We start from the raw sequence: 16,565 nt of genomic DNA, 5'->3' as shown, positions 1-16,565 counted from the left end.
AAGACAAGCTATGTCAAAGCCCAAGATTTTATGACACATGAAGAAAAAAGCCCGAAGAATCGTCTTCAGGCTTTTTTGGCTAATTGATCTAAATGCTCAAAGAATGTCGGATATGAGACATGGATCGCCTCTGTATCACGGATGTCGATCGGCTCTTCTGTCAGGCATGAAGCGATACCGAGCATCATGCCGATGCGGTGGTCGCCGTGGCTTGACACATCGGCTCCGCCCGCAAGCGTTTTTTTGCCGTGTATTTTCATGCCGTCTTCAGTCGGTTCAATGTCTGCGCCAATTTTCCGGAGCTCTGATACGACGGTGTCGATCCGGTTCGTTTCCTTCACCTTCAGCTCCGCAGCGTCTTTAATGACAGTTGTGCCTTCAGCCTGCGTTGCCAAAAGGGCGATAATCGGGATCTCGTCAATTAAACGGGGAATGATTTCTCCGCCGATTTCTGCCGCTTTCAGAGCTGAGGTTTCAATAACCAGGTCTCCGTAAGGCTCCGCACTGTCCGCTTCTGAAGGAATCACTTCAAGTGAAGCCCCCATTTGCTTTAAGACATCAATCATTCCCGTGCGTGTCGGGTTCAGGCCGACGTTTTTCAGCACAATCCGGCTTCCGGGAACGACAGCGCCTGCCGCGAGGAAAAAGGCCGCTGAAGAAATATCGCCGGGCACGAAAATATCGGCTCCCCGAAGCTTCTGACCGCCCGTTACGGAAGCGCTCGTCTCCGTTTCCGCAAGCTCGGCGCCAAAAGCGTTCAGCATCCGTTCCGTATGGTCTCTTGATTTATGAGGCTCAGTGACGGTCGTCGTCCCTTCAGCCTGCAATCCGGCAAGCAGCACGGCAGATTTGATCTGCGCGCTTGCAACAGGGGAGACGTAATCTATGCCTTTCAATTGTCCGCCTCTTACGGATAAAGGCGTAAACCCTCCGTCCGCTCTTCCGTCAATCGCGGCTCCCATCTGTTTTAAAGGCTCCGTCACCCTCTTCATCGGGCGCTTTGCAATACTTTCGTCACCCGCTACCGTACTGTGAAATGGGCGTCCGGCTAAAATGCCGAGCATCAGGCGGATGGTCGTGCCGGAATTTCCGACATCAAGAAGGCTGTCAGGCTCACAAAGTGCGTCAATGCCCTTTCCGTATATCGTTACATCACTTCCGTTTTGTTCAATGGAGACACCCATTTTTCTGAAGCAGGCAATGGTGCTCAGACAATCGGCTCCGGGCAAAAAGTTTTTTACCGTTGTCGTTCCTTCCGCAAGCGCTCCGAACATAACAGAACGGTGGGAGATGGATTTATCCCCCGGAATATGAATTTCACCGTTTAAAGACGTCACTTTTTCTCTTTTCAATGTTTTCCACCTCAGTCAGCGTAAAATGTGTCATATTTGGCGCGGGATTGAATGCAGGTTTCCGCGCGCTTCCGGTCATCATCAGTCTGGAAACTGATTCTGAGAATTCCGTTAATATCTTCTCTTGTTTCGATAATGCGGATGTTGGTGATACTGATTTTTTCTTCTGCCAGTATCGCCGTAATTTCCGAAATGACCCCCGGATGATCGGGAACATCGACATAAAGGTCATAAAAGGACGGGATCGCTCCTTTTTGACGGAGCGGCAGGCCGTCGCGATAATCTTTCGCTTTTTTAAAATATCCGAACAGGCTGTCCGCATCTTCATTTTCTACATAAGATTCGATCGTGTCAATCTCCCGTTTCCATTCTTTGAAGCGGTCAAGCAGTTTATCTTTGTTATGAAGAAGTATGTCTCTCCACATCGCCGGACTGCTTGAGGCGATTCTGGTGATGTCCCGAAAACCGCCGGCTGCGAAACGCTTCAAAAACGGATAATTTTCTTCAGAATGATGAGCCTGATGGACGAGGCTTGCAGCAACGATATGAGGGAAATGGCTGATGACGCTCGTTACGCCGTCATGCTCCTCGGGAGTCATCTCCACAAAGTGGGCGTTTGCCGCTTTCAAAAGCTCCTTCAGATGCGTTACTGACTCTTTAGAAGTTGATTTTCCGGGTGTTAAAATGTAAAACGCATTTTCGAATAAAAATTCTTTGGCGGCAGCGGCCCCGGATTTATGAGACCCCGCCATCGGATGGCCGCCGACAAATTGATAATGAGCCGGAAGCACTTTATCGGCGTAGCTGACGACTTTCTGTTTCGTGCTGCCCACATCCGTAATCAGGAGTTCATGGGTGATGTCTGATGCGGCCAGCATATCGAGCATTTTCAGCGTTTGGGCGACAGGCGTGGCGATAATGACAACAGACGCTTGCTGCGCCCCTTCCGTCAATGAGCCGGCCCGCTCGTCAATAATTCCGAGCTTCAGCGCGGCAGTGAGCTGTTCTTCCGAAATATCCACACCGATAATCCGTTTATGCGGATGCTCCTTTTTGATGGCCAATGCGATCGATCCGCCGATCAGCCCGATCCCCGCAAGCAATATAGTATCCTTCATTTCACTCATTTCCTTTTTCAACTATTTTAATAGAGCAAAGAGGTGATGCTTGATCACCTCTTATAATATTTCAGCTAAGATTGTGAGAATTTCCTCATTCTGCTCTTTCGTACCGACCGTAATCCTTAACGCTGTCGGAAATCCGAGCGCCTGTCCTGAACGGACGATATATCCTTTTTCCAACAGGACTTGGAACAGTTCATCCGCCGGACGGTTAAAATCAATGAGCACAAAGTTGGTTTGTGAAGGATAACAAGTTAATCCGTGAGTTTCCGCAAAATCATAATACTGCTTGAGGCCCGCTTTATTTTTCTCGACGCATTCCTGAATAAATGTGTGGTCGTCAAGCGCTGCCAGTGCCGAAGCCTGACCGATTCTGCTCGTATTGAACGGCTCTCTCGCCGGTTCAATCTGGCGGATCAGCGCTTCGTCCGCAATGCCGTATCCGACACGCAGCGCGGCAAGTCCGTACGCTTTAGAGAAGGTGCGGAGGATCATGACATTCGGATATTGCTTTAAAAGCGGAATGCTTTCAGGGTAATCGTCCGCCGTAACATACTCGTAGTACGCTTCATCAAGTACAACGAGTATATGCTCGGGGACTCTGTTTAAAAAGGCAATTAGCTCTTGCTCAGAAGTATATGTCCCCGTCGGATTATTGGGGTTGCATACCCATATGACTTTCGTCTCGCCGTCAATTGCTTCCAGCATCCGGTCCAAATCATGAGCGCCGTCACTGCGGAGCGGCACCTCGCGCACCTCAGCGCCTTCAATCACCGCATTGTGTCTGTATTGCGGGAAAGTCGGGGCGGCGGTAATCGTGTTTGCCTGATCATTTAATAAAGAACGGCAGATAATCTGCACTAGCTCATCAGAGCCGTTGCCGAAAATGATCGAAGATTCACTGACCTGCAGATGCTCACTGAGCCGCGTTCTCAAAGCGGCACTGTAACCGTCGGGATACAGCGCAAGCTGCTCAATCTCCTGATGCAGCGCATCTTTTGCGGCCTGTGAACAGCCGAACGGATTTTCGTTAGAAGCGAGTTTTACTACTTTTTCAAGCCCGTATTCCATTTTCACTTCTTCTATTGGTTTGCCCGGCTGATACGGTTTCAGCTGCCGCAGCTGTTCTTTAATCTGCAAATCCAGTCACCTCATTTTACACTGTACAGTCGTCCGAACGTCTTCGCGTATTCTTCAAATTCAAGAAGCGCATCAGCTCTTGTGCCGGGATTCACAAGCTTTGTTTTAAGCTCTTCAACTTTTTTGACAAGCGCGCTGCCGACAACGACACCGTCAGATATTTCATTCATCCCGTCAACCTGTTTGCGGTTTGAAATGCCAAAACCGACCGCCACCGGAACAGAGCTGAATTCTTTCACCTTACGGATGAAAGAGTATACAGACGGATCGAATTCGCTGCGTACGCCCGTCACTCCTAAAGAGGATACACAATACACAAAGCCGCAGGCCTGTTCAGTAATTATTTTCAAACGGTCTTCACTTGTCGGCGCAACCAGCGAGATATAAGCGATGTTCTCCTTTTTGCATGTCATTTGCAAAAGGGCGCTTTCCTCTAATGGAAGGTCGGGTACAAGCAGGCCGTCTATGTCGTTTTCCCGCAGTAAAGCGAAAAAGTATTCTTTTTCTAATTGTAACACAGGATTATAATACGTAAAGAGGATAATTGGAATATGAACGCCGTTTTTTTTCATTTTGCCGCCAAGTTCAATGGCTTTTACGATATTCATTCCGTTTTCCAGAGCCCGTTTTGAAGCCCGTTGTATGACGGGTCCGTCCGCAAGCGGATCTGTGTAAGGAACGCCGATTTCAAGGGCAGAAGCGCCTGCATTCTGTAATGATATTGCCAGTTCAACAGAAATGTCAGGAAGCGGATCGCCCGCTGTGATAAAAGGGATAAACAATTTTTCAGAATCTCGCAGATTAAACATGTGTCTCCACCCCGTTTTCCAAAACATTCATCAGCGTATGAACATCTTTATCTCCTCTTCCCGACAAACTGACGAGAATGATTTTGTCTTTATCCATGTCCTTTGCCATTTCAAACGCTTTTGCCAGGGCGTGGGCAGATTCAATAGCCGGAAGAATACCTTCTGTTTCAGAAAGCAGACGTAACGCGGCAATCGCTTCATCGTCTGTCACGCTTTCGTACGTTACACGGCCGCTTTTGTGCAGATAGGCGTGCTCAGGGCCGATCCCCGGGTAATCAAGGCCTGCTGAAATGGAATACGGTTCGATAATCTGCCCGTATTCATCTTGTATTAAATAGGTCATTGATCCGTGAATCACCCCGAGCGTCCCTTTTGCGATCGTTGCCGCATGCAGCGGCGTATCAATCCCTTTTCCGGCCGCCTCGGCGCCGATCAGCTCAATGTCTTCGTCTAAAAAGGCCTGAAATATGCCCATCGCATTGCTTCCGCCGCCGACACATGCAACAACCTTGTCCGGGAGCGTTCCTTCAACCCGGCGGAGCTGTTCTTTCGCTTCCTCGCCGATGATTTTCTGAAATTCACGAACGATATACGGATATGGGTGCGGACCCACTACAGAACCGATAAGATAGAAATGATCTTCACAATGCTGGACCCAATACCTGATTGCCTCATTCGTCGCATCTTTCAGCGTGCCGTTGCCGCTTGTGACCGGCACCACTTCCGCGCCGAGCAGTTTCATCCGGAATACGTTCAGCGACTGGCGCGCAACGTCTTCTTCACCCATAAAAACCGTACATTTAAAACCGAATTTTGCGGCGGCTGTCGCGGCAGCCACACCGTGCTGTCCCGCACCGGTTTCGGCGATGATTTTCGTTTTGCCCATCTTTTTAGCAAGCAGAATCTGGCCTAACGCGTTGTTAATTTTATGAGAGCCGGTATGGTTTAAATCTTCTCTTTTCAGATAGATTTTCGCCCCTCCCAAATACTCTGACACCCTGTCTGCGAACGTTAATGCAGTCGGTCTTCCGGAGTAATCAAACAATAGTTTTTTATATTCGGCATGAAAAACAGGATCATTTTTTAATTCTGTGAAAGCCGTTTCGATTTCCTCAAGGGGCCGCATCAATGTTTCAGGGACAAATTTGCCGCCGAATTCGCCGTATCTTCCGATTTCATTTGGATATGGATACATAGTGGTTCATCCTTTCTTCTAAAAGCCGGATCAGTGTTTGATCCTTGTGTCCGTTTTTTTCAATTCCGCTGGCAAGATCTATACCGCACGGACGCGATCTCAGTAAGCCGGTAATCGTTTCAGGATTAACACCGCCCGCAATAAAACAGCGCTTGCTTGCATTTTGAGCCTGCTTTCGGTACAAGGGGACACGGGCCCATGAAAACGCGATTCCCGTTCCGCCTCTCATTCCTGTCACTGAAGAATCAATGACATAGCCGTCGACAGCAGGTGTAAATTGAGCCATCTGACGGAGCGTCCCTTCCCCGTGATGGAGCGCTTTCCATATTTCCGAGCGCACAAGCGGACGGAGGCGAAGGGCATCCTCAGGCGATTCATCACCGTGAAGCTGGATGACGTCAAGTGCCAGATCAGATGCGATTTGCGCGATGTTTTCTATCGTTTCATTTACAAATACTCCGACATGTTTCTTGTCTGTCCGGACCTGCTCTTTCCATTTCCGGACCTCATCCGGCGTTACTCTCCGTTTGCTTGCGGCAAAAATAAATCCCAGATAATCCGCTTCTGAAGCTGCCGCAAGTTCATAATCACGCTTCGATCGTATTCCGCAGTACTTTAACTCAGGCTTTTTCATATCGTCACTCTCCGAACAGTCCGCGGATCGCCTTTTGCTGCGAATCCTCTCTCATTAAGGATTCTCCGACCAATACAGCCTGCGCCCCGTGCTTGTTGACGAATTGCAGGTCAGCCAAAGAACCGATGCCGCTTTCGCTGACCAGCAGGCAGCCGTCCGGCACAAGCTGCGCTATTTTTTCCGTTTGCGAAACAGAAGTACGGAACGTTTTTAAGTCCCGGTTGTTTATGCCGAGAATGTCCGGCTGAAACACTTGTAAAATCCGTTCAAGCACAGTTTCATCATGAACTTCAACGAGAACGTCCATGCCCTTCCCGCAGGCTTCCAGATAAAGCTCATGAAGCTTTGAAGGTTCCAGCGCTTCCCCGATCAGCAAAATGGCATCGGCGCCGATCCTGAACGATTCCTCCACCTGAAGGGAATCAATAATAAAATCTTTTCTCAGCACGGGAAGAGACACGGTTTGTTTAACATCTGTCAGAAATTGATTTCTCCCCTGAAAAAAACGGGAATCCGTGAGAACCGAAAGGACGTCGGCTTTAGCCGCTTCATAATCCGCCGCAATCGTTTCCGGAACAAAATGCTCTTTAATCAATCCTTTAGACGGCGAAGCTTTTTTCACTTCGGCAATCAGCCCGATAAAACGGTTCGGGTTCAGGAGCGCTTCTTTAAAGGATCTCCGTTCAATTTGACAGGTTTCCGGCAGCACGATGGATTTGATTTCTTCTTTTTTCTGCAGAATGATTTGATCAAGCATACATTTCTTCCTCTTTCTGTTTCAGACGTTCGAGCTGCCTTTTGGCATCTCCGTTTTGAATCGCTTCTAAGGCTGTTTTCGTTCCTTCTTTCAGATCGTTTGCAAGACCTGCCGTATAAATGGCCGCGCCCGCATTTAAGGCGGTAATATGCAGTGCGGATGACGGAGCTCTATTTGCAAAAATATTCTGAATGAGAAGCGCGCTTTCTTCTGATGAACTCACTTGAATATCCTTCAATGAACCTTCTGCAAAACCGAATTGTTCAGGTGAAACGGAATATTCCAGACGTTCACCGTTTTTCAGCTCAATGATATCGGTCGGTGCTGTGATGGACAGTTCATCTAATCCGTCACGCGCCGACACAAGCATGACGTGTCTGACATCAAATTGTTCCAAAGCGCTTGCCATCAGGCGCGCTTTATCAAATGAATAGACGCCGATCACCTGCCGCTTCACCTGCAGCGGGTTGCTGAGCGGGCCCAGCAGATTAAATACGGTTCGGAAGCCAAGCTCTTTTCTTGCGGCGGCGACGTGCTTCATTGACGAATGAAACAGCGGCGCAAACAAAAACCCCATTTGTTTCATTTCAATGCTGCGTTTGACGCTTTCTGGAGTGGCTTGAATGGAAACCCCCAGCTTTTCCAGCACATCCGCGCTGCCGCTTTTAGACGAAACGGAGCGATTTCCGTGCTTGGCAACTTTAGCTCCGGCGGCAGAAGCTGTAATCGCCGCTGCCGTGGATATGTTAAACGTAGAAATCCCGTCTCCGCCTGTTCCGCACGTATCAACGACATCCGCCAAGCCACCCGCCGTCTGTGCCCGCGCCCGCATCACTTTTACAAATCCGGCAAGCTCCTCCGCCGTTTCACCCCGGTGGGCTAATACCGATAAAATCCCCCCGATCTCAGACTGCGACATGGCCCCGTTCATCATCATCTCCATCAGCTTTTCGGCTTCTCCGGTTTTCAGCGTGCGGCCATTAACGCACGATTGCAGAAATTTGTTCATCCGTCTTCTCCTCCCCGCCAGAAAAGATGTCTTCTGCGATTTGAATCGTTTTTAAAAGCGCCCCCGCTTTGTTACAGCTCTCTTCATATTCGGCTTCCGGGACGGAATCAGCGACTATTCCCGCGCCCGCCTGCACCGACGCCGTACCGTTTTTGACACTCATGGTGCGGATGGTGATACACGAATCAATTGACCCGTCAAATCCGATATAAGCGATACATCCGCCGTAGGTTTCTCTGGAAGTCGGTTCTAATTCATTTAAAAGCTGCATCGCGCGGATTTTCGGAGCGCCCGAGAGTGTTCCTGCCGGGAATGCCGACATCAGCGCATCAACCGGATGGACGCCCTGTTTTAAACGGCCGGTTACAACAGAGATGATGTGCATCACATGTGAAAAAGAAACGACCTTTGTGAATTCCGGAACGGCTACGGAACCGTACTCCGCAACTCTGCCGATGTCATTGCGCGCAAGATCGACGAGCATATAATGTTCAGCTTTCTCTTTTTCGTCATTCATCAGCTCTTTTTTGAGGCGATCGTCCTCTTCTTTTCCGGCGCCCCTTCTTCTCGTTCCGGCAATCGGATGAATTTCCAGGTGTCTGTCATCCACGCGGATCAGACGTTCAGGCGAACTTCCGACAATGTCTCTGTCAGGCAGTTTGATATAGTACATATAAGGTGAAGGATTGACGATGCGGAGCACCCTGTACAGCTCAAATGAATGTCTGGATACCGGAATGTCAAACTTTTGCGAAAGCACCCCTTGAAAAATGTCTCCGGCTTTTATATATTCTTTCAGTTTATCGACGCCGGCCATAAACTCTTCTTTCGTATAATTGGATGTCACATCGGCAAAACTTGGCGTTTCAAATGTTTCTTTAGAAAAAAACGGCTCTTTCATATCTTTCGGTTCTGTCAAAATACCGATAAGCTTACGAAGCTCCGCGCAATTTTCTTTAAAAACGGCCCGCTTTTCTTCCTCCGTCTCCCGGCCGTTAAGCGCCGCATATTGAATGAAATGCACTTGTTTCGTTTCGTGGTCGTACGCGATGATTTTCCGGCAGACAAACAGCATGCATTTTTCGAAATCTGTTTCTTTCGCGTGGCTCGGCACGGAAGGCTCAATCAAAGGGATCATGTCATAGCTCAGATAACCGACGGCCCCTCCCGAAAACGGGATATCAAGCTCGGGTGTTTTAATGCGGAAGCTTTCATTCATCCAATCAAGCACGGCTTTTAATTCTCCGGCTTCAAACAGCGTATGCCCGTTTGGATCAGCGGCAGTGAATGTGTGATGACTCTCTTTAATCGTGATAAAAGGATCGAGGCCGATAAAAGAGTATCTCGACCAGCTTGACGACTCATCCTTGCTTTCTAAAAGATACGTAATGTTTCTGTCCAGTTTTTCAACCATCTGAATGGGTGTGATCGTGTCGACCGTAAAAGTCTCTGCGATTGGAATGGTGCGGTGTGTCAGACTGTCCTTTAAAAATAAAGAAACATCCGATTGTAAATTCATGATTCTCCTCCTTACGGTAAGGAGAATGAGATGAAGAGTGAGAGGAGTCTTGCGTATAAGAAATAAACCCAAAAGAAAGGCTTCTTTTGGGCAGAATAAAAACGTGTTTATCTCAGCTCAGCTAAACTCATTCTCTGCTACCCTATTCTAAACTCAACTGTTCAATATCTTACTTACCAGCTCTATACACACTCTTGTGTATTTCTAAGCTTTGTTTATCGTATTACATGTCAGTATTTTTTGTCAATGATAAATCCGGCCTTAACACAACGGCTTTTTCTAAATAGACATGCTTGATTTCATCCTGAGGCGTATCCGTCTGAACCGTCATCAGGACACGGATACACTTTTGCAGAGCGCCGGTGACATCCATTTCCTGCATGCACGTCACCGGGACGTACTGCCACCCGGAAAGGCGGCGGACCGCTTTTGCCGGAAATACGGAATGGATATCAGGCGTGGCGGATAACAGGATCTGTACAACGTCTTCCGGCTTGCATCCATTTTGTTCAATGATTTTTTCAAGCAGCTGCTGTGTTTTTTCTAAAATTTCTTGTTCGGTGTCTTGTTCCACCGTTGTTGCTCCGCGAATACCGCGTATCATCATGCTGTTTCCTCCATTCGCCATTTGTTCAGCAAATTTTCGAGCTCATCTTTTGAAAGCATGCAGTCCCGCGCTTCGCCTAATTCCTTTAACACGATGAACTGTGTCATGCCTCCGCGCGTTTTTTTATCATTCATCATCCGGGCGGAGAGAACCGGCGTTTCAATATCTTGTCTGATACTTCCCGGGTAGCCGAGCCCAATCAGCCATTGTGTGAGTTCTTTCCTGTTCATCTTGCAACCCGCAACCTGTTCACTCACGTAAAGGGCAAACTGCATGCCGAGGGCGACCGCATCTCCATGAGTAATCCGGCCGTAGCCGTATTCCGCCTCAACGGCATGGCCGAGCGTATGGCCGAAATTCAGAAAAGCTCTTATCCCCTCTTCCTTTTCGTCCTCACGCACGACGGCCGATTTGATTGAAATTCCTTTATAAATCATTTCATTCAGCTCAGCGCTTGTCAGTCCTTGCAACGTGTCAAACGTGAGAAGTTTTTCTAAAAAAGCATGATCGGCGATAAACGCGTGTTTGATCACTTCAGCCATGCCCGATCTCAGCTCTTGTTCCGGCAGGGTTTTCAGAAGCTCCGTATCGTAAATCACCGCTTTCGGCTGATAAAACGCGCCGATTAAGTTCTTTCCGAGTTTATGGTTGACGGCCACCTTGCCGCCGACCGCGCTGTCATGGGCAAGCAGTGTCGTCGGCATTTGAATGAAATCAATTCCTCGCATAAAAGTCGCTGCGCAAAAGCCGGTCAAATCACCCGTCACGCCGCCTCCGAAGGCGATCATACATGAGGAGCGGTCCATATGGAAAGCGATCGCTTCCGTTTGAATCCGTTCATACTCTTTTAGAGACTTCGCTTCTTCTCCGCTTGGAACGATTACTTTTTTCACGGGCCATGTTTCGTTTAAAAGCCGGAACATCTCATCGCCGTAAAGCCGGTCAACTTCAGCATCGATGACGAGAAGGATCTTTGTCAGCGGCCTGTTCAGTGAAGACAAAAGAGCAGCGGCCTGTTTCCTTATGCCTTCACCGATATACACGGGATATGCGGAGGAAGCTGTCCGAACCTCAAGCTCTTTCATCAGAATTCCCTCGATAGTTTTTTCATGTTTTCAACATTTTCTTTAATGCGGTCGATCTGGTCAAGCCCGAATTGTTCTACGACGGCATTTGCGATTTCCCAGGCCACTGCAGCTTCAGCCACTACGCTTGCTGCCGGAACCGCGCAGCTGTCTGAACGTTCAATGCTCGCTGTAAACGGTTCTTTCGTTTCAATGTCGACGCTTTTCAGCGGCTTATACAAAGTAGGGATCGGTTTCATGACGCCGCGGACGACAATCGGCATTCCCGTCGTCATACCGCCTTCTAATCCTCCGAGCCTGTTTGTGGCGCGTGTATAGCCTTTCTCTTCATCCCATACGATTTCATCATGAACTTCACTGCCGTTTTTGCCGGCCGCTTCAAAACCGATGCCGAACTCTACGCCTTTAAACGCGTTAATCGACAGAACGGCTGCAGCGAGCTTGCTGTCCAGCTTACGGTCATAGTGGACATAACTTCCGACACCGACAGGCATACCTTCGACGATCACTTCAACAATTCCGCCGATCGAGTCGCCGTTTGCCTTCGCTTCATCAATGGCTGCCATCATTTGACGGCCTGCTTCTTCATCGTAGCATCTGACCGGTGATTCTTCCGTTACCCGTTTGAGATCCTCAATGGATGTGTAATCGGTTTTCTCTGCTTTTACGCTGCCGATTTGCAGGACGTGTCCGGCGACTTTAATGCCAAGCTCCGCTAAAATCTTTTTAGCGACGGCTCCGGCAGCCACTCGAACCGTTGTCTCACGCGCGGAAGATCGTTCTAACACATTTCTCATATCGCGGTGATTATACTTAATAGCCCCGTTCAAATCTGCGTGTCCCGGTCTCGGTCTTGAAATCTGACGTTTCATTTCACTTTCTTCTTCTTCTGTAATCGGTGCTGCGCCCATGATTTTTGTCCAGTGAGTCCAATCTTTATTCTCTACAACGAGCGCGATGGGTGAACCGAGTGTCCGGGCATGCCGCACGCCGCTTGTGATTTTCGCTCTGTCCGTTTCAATCTGCATGCGGCGTCCGCGGCCGTGCCCTTTTTGACGTCTGGCAAGCTCAAAATTAATGTCTTCTTCAGTTATATAAAGCCCCGCAGGCACACCTTCTATAATTGTCGTCAGCTGCGGGCCGTGTGATTCTCCGGCTGTTAAGTATCTCATTTCTTTCTTCTCCCTTCATCGCATTAACGCTTTTAAGTAAAACTATACCACAAGTTTTCATTAAATGTCTTCTATCTTTTTTGATAAAAAAATGTATCAGTGCTCTCAAGGCCGAATTTTTCCGGGCTGAAAATCTGCTCTGTGCTTCCGACAAACAGAATTCCGTTCTTTTTCAGACTGCCCGCCATTTTCACATACAGCTCTTCTTTTGCTTTTTCAGTAAAATAAATAAAGACGTTGCGGCAGACGATCAGATCAAAATCCTGTTCATAGCTGTCGGCGAGCAGGTTGTGCCGCTTAAACCGGATGTTTTTTTGAATCTCTTGTTTTACTTGATAACTGTTGTCAGCCTGCTTGGTGAAATAACGGCTTTTCACGGAAGCCGGCACCTCTTGCAGCGAGCGTTCCTGATAGATGCCCCGCTTGGCTTTGCCAAGCGCCTTTTCATCAATATCTGTAGCCAATATATCAAATCCGGCCAGCCCCGTCTGCTGATTGAGAATCATAGCCAAAGTATAGGGTTCCTCCCCCGTTGAACAGGCCGCACTCCATATTTTTAACGGTTTGTTATGCTTTATTAACGGAAGAATTGAGGTTTCAAGAACTTCCCACCGTTTATAATTTCGGTAAAATTCAGAAACATTGATCGTCATCCTGTCCAATGTTTCATTTAATAAAAGCTTGTCTTTCTCCAAAGCGGCGGCAAATTCCTGAAAATCTTTGAATCCCTTTTTTTCATAAAGGGACGTCAGCCGTCTTTTCATCTGTGCTTCTTTGTATAAAGATAAATCAACGCCGGTTATTTGTTTCCACTTGGTGATAAAAATTTCGTAAGGCTCCATTGCTTCTCTCCCAATCTCGCTGTCTTTTGTCCTAGTATAGCCTGTTTTCTTTCTAATTTGTACGATTTCAATAAAAAAATCAGCCCGCAGGCTGATTTGTGAGAAATGAAAAGACAGGGCAGCGCAGCCTCTGTCTTTCTTAAAATATGTAAACCTTTTCATAACAAGAGAAAAAGAAAGGCTGACGGCTTAGTACACCCAGTCGGCCATTAATTTTTGATACGGTACAAGCTCTTCCTGTTTGAAGAAAATGTCAATTTCCCGCTCAGCGCTTTCTAAGGAGTCTGAACCGTGAATGATATTTTTGCCGACAAACATGCCGTAGTCACCGCGGATCGTGCCCGGCAGTGCATCTTTCGGGTTCGTTTTTCCGATCAGCTGTCTTGTGATCTCTACTACATTTTCCCCTTCCCATACCATTGCAAATACGGGTCCTGATGTAATGAATTCCACAAGCTCGCCGAAAAACGGCTTCCCTTTATGTTCAGCATAATGGTTTTCAGCCATCTGTTCTGAAACTTGCATTAGCTTGGCTCCTGCCAATTGTAAGCCCTTACGCTCAAATCTGGATAAAATCTCTCCGATCAGCTGGCGCTGTACGCCGTCCGGTTTTACCATGATAAAAGTTTTTTCCATAAGATTCTCCACCCCATCATTATGTATAGGCTTTCAAGTTGCACACCGAAATCGTAACATCTTTCTGACAATTAATCAATCCAGGGCGGAGAATGTTCACATCTTGTTCGTAAAAGGAATTTAAAATTTCCGTTTGCCGATATATTTGGCGATGGCGGCCAATGATGAGCGCGCCCGTCCTCTCGGCAGTGTATTCAGTTTTTCAAACGCTTTTTTTAAGTACCTGTCACTGACGGCCATTGATTTTTCAATTGCGTCTGTGCGTTTAATATTTTCAATAATGGGGGCGAGCTGCTCCTGTGTTGTTTCACTGTTAATTAATTTCAGCTGATTTTTCAATTCAGGCTGACGGAGCGCGTACAAAACGGGCAGAGTGACATTTCCTTGCAGCAGATCCCCTCCGACCGGCTTTCCCAGTTCCTCTTCCGTTGAAGTGAAATCAAGAATGTCGTCAATAATCTGGTAGGACATGCCCACGTAATAGCCGAACCAATATAATGCTTTGTGAATCTTCTCATCAGCTCCCGAAGCGATGGCGCCGAGCTGGCAGCTGACGGCAATGAGAAGAGCCGTTTTCCGTTTGATGCGGCGCAAATAGGTTCTGAGGTTTTGTTCCATATTGTATTTATCTCTGATCTGTTCAATTTCTCCGAGGCATACTTCTACGATGGTTTTGGACAGGATCCGGTGGGCTTTCGGCTCATCCAATCTCGTCATCATCTCAAGTGAGCCCGCAAGCATATAATCACCGGTATACATGGCGATACGGTTGTCCCACTTGGCTTTGATGGTCGGTTTTCCTCTCCGCAGCTCGGCGTCATCAATGACGTCGTCATGCACGAGGGACGCCATATGAATCATTTCCAGCGTCACCGCAACATATTTTATTTTATTAATGTCATAGTCGCCGAACATGCCGGAAAGCAATACGAAAACAGGGCGGATCCGCTTGCCTCCCGCCTGGAGCAAATGGAGCCCGGCTTCACTCAGCAAGGGATAGTCTGACCGCACCGTTTGCTCAAGCTCCCTTTCGATCACATCAATATCGTCATTTAAAAAAGAATAGGCCATTTTAAATTTCATATCATTCACCCAAACATCTGTATATTCATCATTTCCAACCGATATGCGTAGCGGCCACTCCGCCGGTAAACGAATGGTATTTGACATTCGTCAGGCCCGCTTCTTCAAACAGACGCGCAAGTTCTTTCATACCGGGAAATTCTCTTGCCGATTCTTGAAGCCAAGAATATTCTTTATAGCTCTTCGCAAACATTTTTCCGAAGAAAGGCATGATGTATTTAAAATATAGAAAATATGCCTGTCTGAATCCGAACATTTCCGGCTGGGATGTTTCCAGACATACGACCTGCCCGCCCGGTTTAACGACCCGCCGCATTTCTTTCAGCACGGTCAGATAGTCGGGAACGTTCCGCAGCCCGAAGCCGATGGTGACAAAATCAAAAGAATCATCAGCGAAGGGAAGCTCCATCGCATTTCCGTGCAAAAGCTCAATTTGGCTGTAACCGCCCTCTTTCACTTTTTTCTCGCCGATGCTCAGCATATTTTTGCTGAAATCCAGTCCTTTGATTTCGCCGCTTTTTCCGGCTGCTTCTGCGAGGGCAATCGTCCAGTCAGCCGTTCCGCAGCAGACATCAAGCGCTTTTGCGCCTTCTTTTACATTCATAATCTGCATCGTTTTATCGCGCCATTTTTTATGCTGCTGAAAACTGATAACAGAGTTCATTTGGTCATAATTTTTATAGATTTTTTCAAACACGCCGTGTACGCGCTGTTCTTTTGACTCCTGCATGTTGATTACCCTTCTTCCACTTTCTGATGATATGTTTTGTCCTGGCTGATCGCTTTGAGCCGGTTCAGCATGAGGTTTTGGATTGGTGAATTGAGCGGCAGCAGCGTTTCAATGCTTTGCTTTGCCTTTCGGAAGCTATCTTCCATTATGTCAGCCTTTGATTTCCCTGACTTTACAATATTGCCGATGACATCGAGAAATATAGCATTGCCGTTCATCAGCCGCTTATATACAAAAAAATCACTCGCCAGCTCTTTCCAGCGCGGAAGATTAAAGTGGTCTGACACTCTGTGAAACAGGGCCGCTTCCACAATCGCCATGCTTTCGATCAATTGATTCAAGTCATTGACAGACCGATCGTACAGACGGATTTTATGCTCATTGATTTCTTTAATTGCCGTAGCGAGCGTCCGAATCATATAGATATCCTTCATTTCAGATAAAAGCGAATAATACAGTCCGCTGAAATAGTCGCCGGCAAGCACGGTGAGCTGCCGGTTTTTATTTTCGTCTCGCTTTAACGCTCTGGCTGTTGTCACTTCATCGTGGGTATCAAGGGCGCTTTGGACAAGCATCGCAGTTACTATGTAATTTTCTCTGTCGTTGTTCTTAATGTCCGCCTCTTCAAACAAAGCGTGAAAAAGAAGAAGCTTATCCTCATCGATTTTAGGCGCGGAAATATGTTTCGCTAAATAAGGATGAGACAGCTTTTGTTTTAATTTCGTATTTAGATTCGCTAAAGTTCCGTAGATGTCTTGCAAAAATATCACCCTTGTCCCCAAATTCACATTTATTCTAATATGTATGAGATTTACTCGTCATTATTATACGCAGGTATCATTATAGCATAAAAAAAAGAAATTGGCTGTATTCT

General features: G+C 47.5%; 17 protein-coding genes. All 17 read right to left on the bottom strand.

Annotation, left to right across the window (positions count from 1 at the left end; genetic code table 11):
- Positions 1 to 65 precede the first annotated feature (65 nt).
- Positions 66 to 1,352: a 3-phosphoshikimate 1-carboxyvinyltransferase gene (aroA, locus tag AC2CGA_RS00635; protein ID WP_003153479.1), complete on the bottom strand. Its 1,287-nt coding sequence runs from the start codon at positions 1,350 to 1,352 to the stop codon at positions 66 to 68.
- An 11-nt stretch (positions 1,353 to 1,363) separates the two neighbouring features.
- On the bottom strand, positions 1,364 to 2,479 hold the full coding sequence (locus AC2CGA_RS00630) for a prephenate dehydrogenase (protein WP_024085534.1): 1,116 nt from the start codon (positions 2,477 to 2,479) through the stop codon (positions 1,364 to 1,366).
- Between the two features lie 51 nt (positions 2,480 to 2,530).
- Positions 2,531 to 3,613 (bottom strand): histidinol-phosphate transaminase, encoded by a 1,083-nt coding sequence (hisC, locus tag AC2CGA_RS00625; protein WP_139885587.1) that lies wholly within the window; start codon positions 3,611 to 3,613, stop codon positions 2,531 to 2,533.
- 11 nt (positions 3,614 to 3,624) lie between these two features.
- Positions 3,625 to 4,422: a tryptophan synthase subunit alpha gene (trpA, locus tag AC2CGA_RS00620; protein WP_007612229.1), complete on the bottom strand. Its 798-nt coding sequence runs from the start codon at positions 4,420 to 4,422 to the stop codon at positions 3,625 to 3,627.
- The gene (gene trpB, locus AC2CGA_RS00615; RefSeq protein ID WP_014305305.1) at positions 4,415 to 5,617 is read right to left on the bottom strand and encodes a tryptophan synthase subunit beta; all 1,203 of its coding nucleotides are present in this window, start codon (positions 5,615 to 5,617) and stop codon (positions 4,415 to 4,417) included. Before trpB ends, trpA begins: the two co-directional genes overlap by 8 nt.
- Positions 5,598 to 6,251: a phosphoribosylanthranilate isomerase gene (locus AC2CGA_RS00610; protein ID WP_014305306.1), complete on the bottom strand. Its 654-nt coding sequence runs from the start codon at positions 6,249 to 6,251 to the stop codon at positions 5,598 to 5,600. Before AC2CGA_RS00610 ends, trpB begins: the two co-directional genes overlap by 20 nt.
- A 4-nt stretch (positions 6,252 to 6,255) precedes the next feature.
- Positions 6,256 to 7,008 carry an indole-3-glycerol phosphate synthase TrpC gene (gene trpC, locus AC2CGA_RS00605; RefSeq protein ID WP_139885585.1) on the bottom strand — a complete coding sequence of 251 codons (753 nt, stop codon included), beginning with the start codon at positions 7,006 to 7,008 and terminating at the stop codon, positions 6,256 to 6,258.
- The gene (gene trpD, locus AC2CGA_RS00600) at positions 7,001 to 8,017 is read right to left on the bottom strand and encodes an anthranilate phosphoribosyltransferase (RefSeq protein ID WP_043867246.1); all 1,017 of its coding nucleotides are present in this window, start codon (positions 8,015 to 8,017) and stop codon (positions 7,001 to 7,003) included. Before trpD ends, trpC begins: the two co-directional genes overlap by 8 nt.
- Positions 7,989 to 9,536, bottom strand: coding sequence for an anthranilate synthase component I (gene trpE / locus AC2CGA_RS00595; protein ID WP_014305309.1), 1,548 nt, complete (start codon positions 9,534 to 9,536; stop codon positions 7,989 to 7,991). Before trpE ends, trpD begins: the two co-directional genes overlap by 29 nt.
- Positions 9,537 to 9,759: 223 nt before the next feature.
- A complete protein-coding gene (gene aroH / locus AC2CGA_RS00590) occupies positions 9,760 to 10,143 on the bottom strand; it encodes a chorismate mutase (protein ID WP_003153463.1) in 384 nt (127 codons plus the stop codon).
- The gene (gene aroB / locus AC2CGA_RS00585) at positions 10,140 to 11,228 is read right to left on the bottom strand and encodes a 3-dehydroquinate synthase (RefSeq protein ID WP_044053373.1); all 1,089 of its coding nucleotides are present in this window, start codon (positions 11,226 to 11,228) and stop codon (positions 10,140 to 10,142) included. The genes aroH and aroB overlap by 4 nt, the downstream gene beginning before the upstream one ends.
- Positions 11,228 to 12,400, bottom strand: a complete 1,173-nt coding sequence (aroC, locus tag AC2CGA_RS00580) for a chorismate synthase (RefSeq protein ID WP_003153459.1) — start codon at positions 12,398 to 12,400, stop codon at positions 11,228 to 11,230. The genes aroB and aroC overlap by 1 nt, the downstream gene beginning before the upstream one ends.
- A 71-nt stretch (positions 12,401 to 12,471) precedes the next feature.
- On the bottom strand, positions 12,472 to 13,242 hold the full coding sequence (locus tag AC2CGA_RS00575) for a protein-glutamate O-methyltransferase (protein WP_003153457.1): 771 nt from the start codon (positions 13,240 to 13,242) through the stop codon (positions 12,472 to 12,474).
- 189 nt (positions 13,243 to 13,431) lie between these two features.
- Positions 13,432 to 13,878: a nucleoside-diphosphate kinase gene (ndk, locus tag AC2CGA_RS00570; RefSeq protein ID WP_003153455.1), complete on the bottom strand. Its 447-nt coding sequence runs from the start codon at positions 13,876 to 13,878 to the stop codon at positions 13,432 to 13,434.
- A gap of 120 nt (positions 13,879 to 13,998) precedes the next feature.
- Positions 13,999 to 14,961, bottom strand: coding sequence for a heptaprenyl diphosphate synthase component II (gene hepT / locus AC2CGA_RS00565; protein WP_003153454.1), 963 nt, complete (start codon positions 14,959 to 14,961; stop codon positions 13,999 to 14,001).
- Between the two features lie 28 nt (positions 14,962 to 14,989).
- Positions 14,990 to 15,691, bottom strand: coding sequence for a demethylmenaquinone methyltransferase (menG, locus tag AC2CGA_RS00560; RefSeq protein ID WP_003153453.1), 702 nt, complete (start codon positions 15,689 to 15,691; stop codon positions 14,990 to 14,992).
- Positions 15,692 to 15,696: 5 nt separating this feature from the next.
- Complete coding sequence (gene hepS / locus AC2CGA_RS00555) at positions 15,697 to 16,452, bottom strand: heptaprenyl diphosphate synthase component 1 (protein WP_007409455.1); 756 nt, start codon at positions 16,450 to 16,452, stop codon at positions 15,697 to 15,699.
- Positions 16,453 to 16,565: the final 113 nt, after the last annotated feature.

The sequence above is a fragment of the Bacillus sp. SYZHCR11 genome, assembly GCF_057196865.1.
This window is presented reverse-complemented; position numbering and strand designations above follow the sequence as displayed.